Below are 3,874 nucleotides of genomic sequence, written 5' to 3' on the forward strand. Positions count from 1 at the left end.
GAATCCCGTCACCTCGCTCGAGATCCCGCCGATCATCGCGGACCAGCCCGCGCTGGACCTGATCAACACCGTGGTCATGGAGAACGGTGAGTCGGTGGACCACCTCGTCTCCGACGCCGCCACGGCGGCGTGGCTGTCGCGGATGACGGGCCGCCCCGTGGAGGCCTCCGCGGGTCTTGGCGCCCGTGCGGTGGAGCTGCGCGAGGTCATTCGCCAGGCCGTGCTGGCGCGCAAGCGTGGCGACGCGATCGATACTGCCCACCTCAACGCCCTCACGCGGCACATGAGTAGCCACCTGGAACTGGTCCCGCACGCGGGCGGCATGCACGCCGAGCGCCGTTACGAAGGCGATGCCTCGTGGCGAGCGCTGGCGCCGCTGGGCGAGGCGGCGATCAGCCTGCTCGCCGATGGCGATTTCAGCCTGGTGCGCGAGTGCGAGCACGAAGAGTGCTCCCTGTGGTTCTACGACCGCACCAAGTCGCATCGCCGGCGCTGGTGCAGCATGGCGATGTGCGGGAACCGGCATAAGGTGAGCCGTTTCCGCGAGCGGCAGTCGAAGTAAGCGGCACGGCGTCGACACGGCTAGGCAGGCTGCAGCGACTCGCCGAGCTGGCGCCCATACGCCGCGATCCGCCGGCCCACGGGCAGGCGTTCCGCTTCATAGGCCACCAGCGCCTCGCGCACGGGAAGCCGGCGTAGCGCGCCGACGAGCGTCATCGCATCGCCGGCGGCTTTCGCCGCACCCATGGCGGTATGCGGGCGCACGACGAACGCGGCATCGCCGAGCAAGGCGATGCGGCCGGAGGCCATGCGCGTGCCCTCGTGGTCGAAGATCGCCTGGACGAACGGATCTGGCTCAGCTTCGACCACTGCGCGGAACGCGGGTGGCAATGCTTCGCGGGCAGCGAGCCGCAAAGCATCGCGCTCAACCGCCGGTACTTCCCCGCGGGCCAGTGAATACGGATGGATCCGCCCTTCCGCATCGGTCAGTGTCTGGCGCAGGCCGGCAACGCCCGCCGCCTGGCGATACCAGACCCAGTTGTAGCGGCGCCGCCCGGGCGCGATCTCACCATTCGGGCCCGGCACGAGGTAGCCAAGCGCCTGGCCACCGGGCATGAAGAAGAAAGCGAAACGCTCGAACAGCGAGGAGGAGGCGACCGGCGGCACCTCGGCTTCCGGCAGCAGCCCGCGCCACGCGACATAGCCGGCGTAGTGGTTATCGCGCTGGGTCGGCGTCACCACGCTGCGCACCACCGAGCCGAGTCCATCCGCGCCGATCACGCAATCGAAGCCGATCCGCTGGCCGTCGGCGAGATGGATGAACGCCTGCGTCGCGGATTGCTCCACGCCCGCGACGGTCAGTCCTGCGTGGTAGCCATGCGCCGGTACATGCGCAAGCAACGCTCCGTACAAGCCATCCCAAGACACCTGCATCTGCGGCGTCGGCTCGGTGCTGGCGATGCTGCCATCGACGGCAAGCACGACGCGTTCGTAGGCGACCACGCCCACCCGCGCGACCGATTCCGTGCCGAGCCGCCGCAGCACCTCGAAGATCTCGTGCTGCGCAACCAGCCCCGCGCCACGACCCGCCAGGCCGCCTTCGGTGCGCTCATACACATGCACGTCGTGGCCATCCGCGTGCAGCAGGGCCGCCGCGAACAGGCCCCCGAGCGATCCGCCGACGATTCCAATGCGCATGGGTTTCCGGGGCTCCGTGTGACGTGCCCGTGAAACGTAACAACCTGCGAGCACGCGCGGCTTGCAGTTTCCTGTGGATGGCGGCGCCGTTGTGACGTTACGATCCGGCCAACGCCGCCGTGAGAACCCGCCGTGCCCCGACTTCCCCAGATGCCGCCGCTCGCCGAAGGCAGCAGCCGCATGGTCTGCAGCATCTCCGCCGGCATGGTGGGCGCATGCCTCACGGGCATCGGCCTGCTGCGCGTATCGATAACGGTCAGCAAGAGCCAGACCATCGCCGACGACCTGCTGGCGGTCGACGCGGTGTTGTTCCTCGTCGCGACGTTATGCGCGTACTTCGCGCTGCGCGTGGATTCCCAGGCGCGCCTGCATCACCTCGAGCGCACGGCGGATATCTTCTTCATCCTGGCGATGGTGTTGCTGACGGCGGTGTGTTTCATCATTACTTACATGACGCTTTAGGGAGAGCATCGCGCGCAAGCGCGCACCCAAAACGGACCTGCGCCGGCTCTTGTGGGAGGGCGCTTGCGCGCGATGGTTCTTGCTTAAAGGTCGAACGTAGCCGAGACCATCACCGTCCGCGGCGTGCCCTGCGTGAGGTAGCCACCCGTCGCCGATGCCCAGTAACCCTTGTTCATCAGGTTCTGCACGCTGAAGTTGAAGGTGACCGGCACGTTCTCGAGCTTCGGCGTCCCGCGGGCGCCGATGTCGTACGTGGTCCACGCCGGCACGCGCAGGTCGTTGTTCACGTCGAGGTACTGCTTGCCGGTGCGCACGGCACGGGCGCTCAGCGTGAGGTCCGGAGTGTTCGGGATGGTCCATTCCACGCCTGCGTTCGCCTGGAAGCGCGGCACGCCGATCGCATCGTTGCCATCGCTCAGGCCGCCCTGGGTCTTCACCAGCTCCGGCTTCACGTAATTCGCACCGCCGAGGATGCGCACGCCCTTCACCGGTTCACCGAAGAAGCTCCACTCGATGCCGCGGTTACGCTGCTCGCCATCGACGACATAGGTGTTGGTGCCGTCGACATACGCGCTCGGCTGCTTGATCTGGTACAGGCCGAGGCTGCTGCCGACCGTGCCGGCGTCGAACTTCACGCCCACTTCGTTCTGCTTGGCCTTGTACGGCTTGAACACCTGGCCAGCGTTCGTCACCGGCTTGCCGTTGAAGTTCACCGGGGCTTCGCCGCCCTGGGTGAGCGCTTCGATGTGGTTGGCGTATACCGCCCACTGGTCGCTGATGCGGAAGTTGGCGCCGACGACGGGGCTGTTCGTGTAGGCGCTGTATTCGCTGGTCTTCGAGCCCGGCACGCCATCCACTGCATACGCATAGCCCGCGACGAGCAGCTTCTGGCGGCGGACGCCGACGCTGACCGCGAGACGGTCATCGAAGAAGCCGAGCGTATCCGACAGCGCCAGGCTGCGCAGCTGCGTGCGGCCCGTGATGCCCGGGCTGCTGATCGGGCCGACGTTGTAGACGTAGTCCGGCAGCGCGACGTAGGTCGGGCTGTAGATGTTGGTACGGATCGTGGACGAACCCGCGTACGCGGCCTTCTTGTTCGTGGTCAGGGCGGAGAAGCCCAGCGTCACGCGGTGGGTGACTTCACCCGTATCGAAGTGCGCGTTGAAACCTGCCTCACCGGTACCGGTGTTGGCGATGTACGGCACGGTGAAGCGGCCTTCCGTCGCATTGCCCGCGTTGTCGACCAGCGAGGGGCTGACGTAGTCGCCGAACTCGTTGCCATGGTGCGCGCCCGCGGCCACGTAGCCGGTGAGCCACGGGGTGAAGTCGTACTCGGCACGAACCACGCCGAAGGTATCTTCCAGCGACGAGCCCGACCACGGCTGCGAGTAGTTCGTGCGTGCCGACGGCGCGCGCGGCACTTCGGTGGCGCCGCCGATGAACACGACCGAACGGCCGCCGTTGAGGTCCTGCTTCTGGTAGCCGACGTCGGTGGTGACGCGCAGCTTCTCGCCCTGGTAATCGAACGCGATGGACGCGGCGGTGACGCGGCGCTTCTCGCCATCGATGGACGCACCGCCTTCGCGGTGCACGGCGTTCACGCGCAGGCCGAATTCCTTGTTCGCACCCCAGCGACGGCCGAAGTCGACCGTTTCGCCGATCTGGCTATCGGTGCCGTAGTCGACGCCCACGCGGGTGATCGGCTCGACCTCGG

At 67.3% G+C, this 3,874-nt stretch carries 4 protein-coding genes; 2 read left to right on the forward strand and 2 right to left on the reverse strand.

All coding sequences use genetic code 11. From position 1 onward, the window contains the following. Positions 1-562: CGNR zinc finger domain-containing protein (locus ACTHLF_RS20625; RefSeq protein WP_440330012.1), on the forward strand; the 562-nt coding region annotated here is incomplete at its 5' end. Positions 563-582: 20 nt separating this feature from the next. On the opposite strand, the gene ACTHLF_RS20630 is transcribed toward ACTHLF_RS20625, so the two are convergent. Then, on the reverse strand, positions 583-1,698 hold the full coding sequence (locus tag ACTHLF_RS20630) for an FAD binding domain-containing protein (RefSeq protein ID WP_440330014.1): 1,116 nt from the start codon (positions 1,696-1,698) through the stop codon (positions 583-585). A 132-nt stretch (positions 1,699-1,830) separates the two neighbouring features. On the opposite strand from ACTHLF_RS20630, the gene ACTHLF_RS20635 reads away from it, so the two are divergent. Then, a complete protein-coding gene (locus ACTHLF_RS20635) occupies positions 1,831-2,160 on the forward strand; it encodes a hypothetical protein (RefSeq protein WP_440330016.1) in 330 nt (109 codons plus the stop codon). Between the two features lie 83 nt (positions 2,161-2,243). Here ACTHLF_RS20635 and ACTHLF_RS20640 read toward each other — a convergent pair. Further along, a partial coding sequence (locus ACTHLF_RS20640; protein ID WP_440330018.1) for a TonB-dependent receptor occupies positions 2,244-3,874 on the reverse strand: 1,631 nt, incomplete at its 5' end.

This window comes from Luteibacter sp., from assembly GCF_051958795.1.
In the GTDB taxonomy this organism is placed as follows: Bacteria; Pseudomonadota; Gammaproteobacteria; order Xanthomonadales; family Rhodanobacteraceae; genus Luteibacter.

Excerpts from the sequence above, each read along its gene's own strand:
- ACTHLF_RS20630 (WP_440330014.1), bottom strand. The coding sequence starts at position 1,698 with ATGCGCATTGGAATCGTCGGCGGATCGCTCGGGGGCCTGTTCGCGGCG.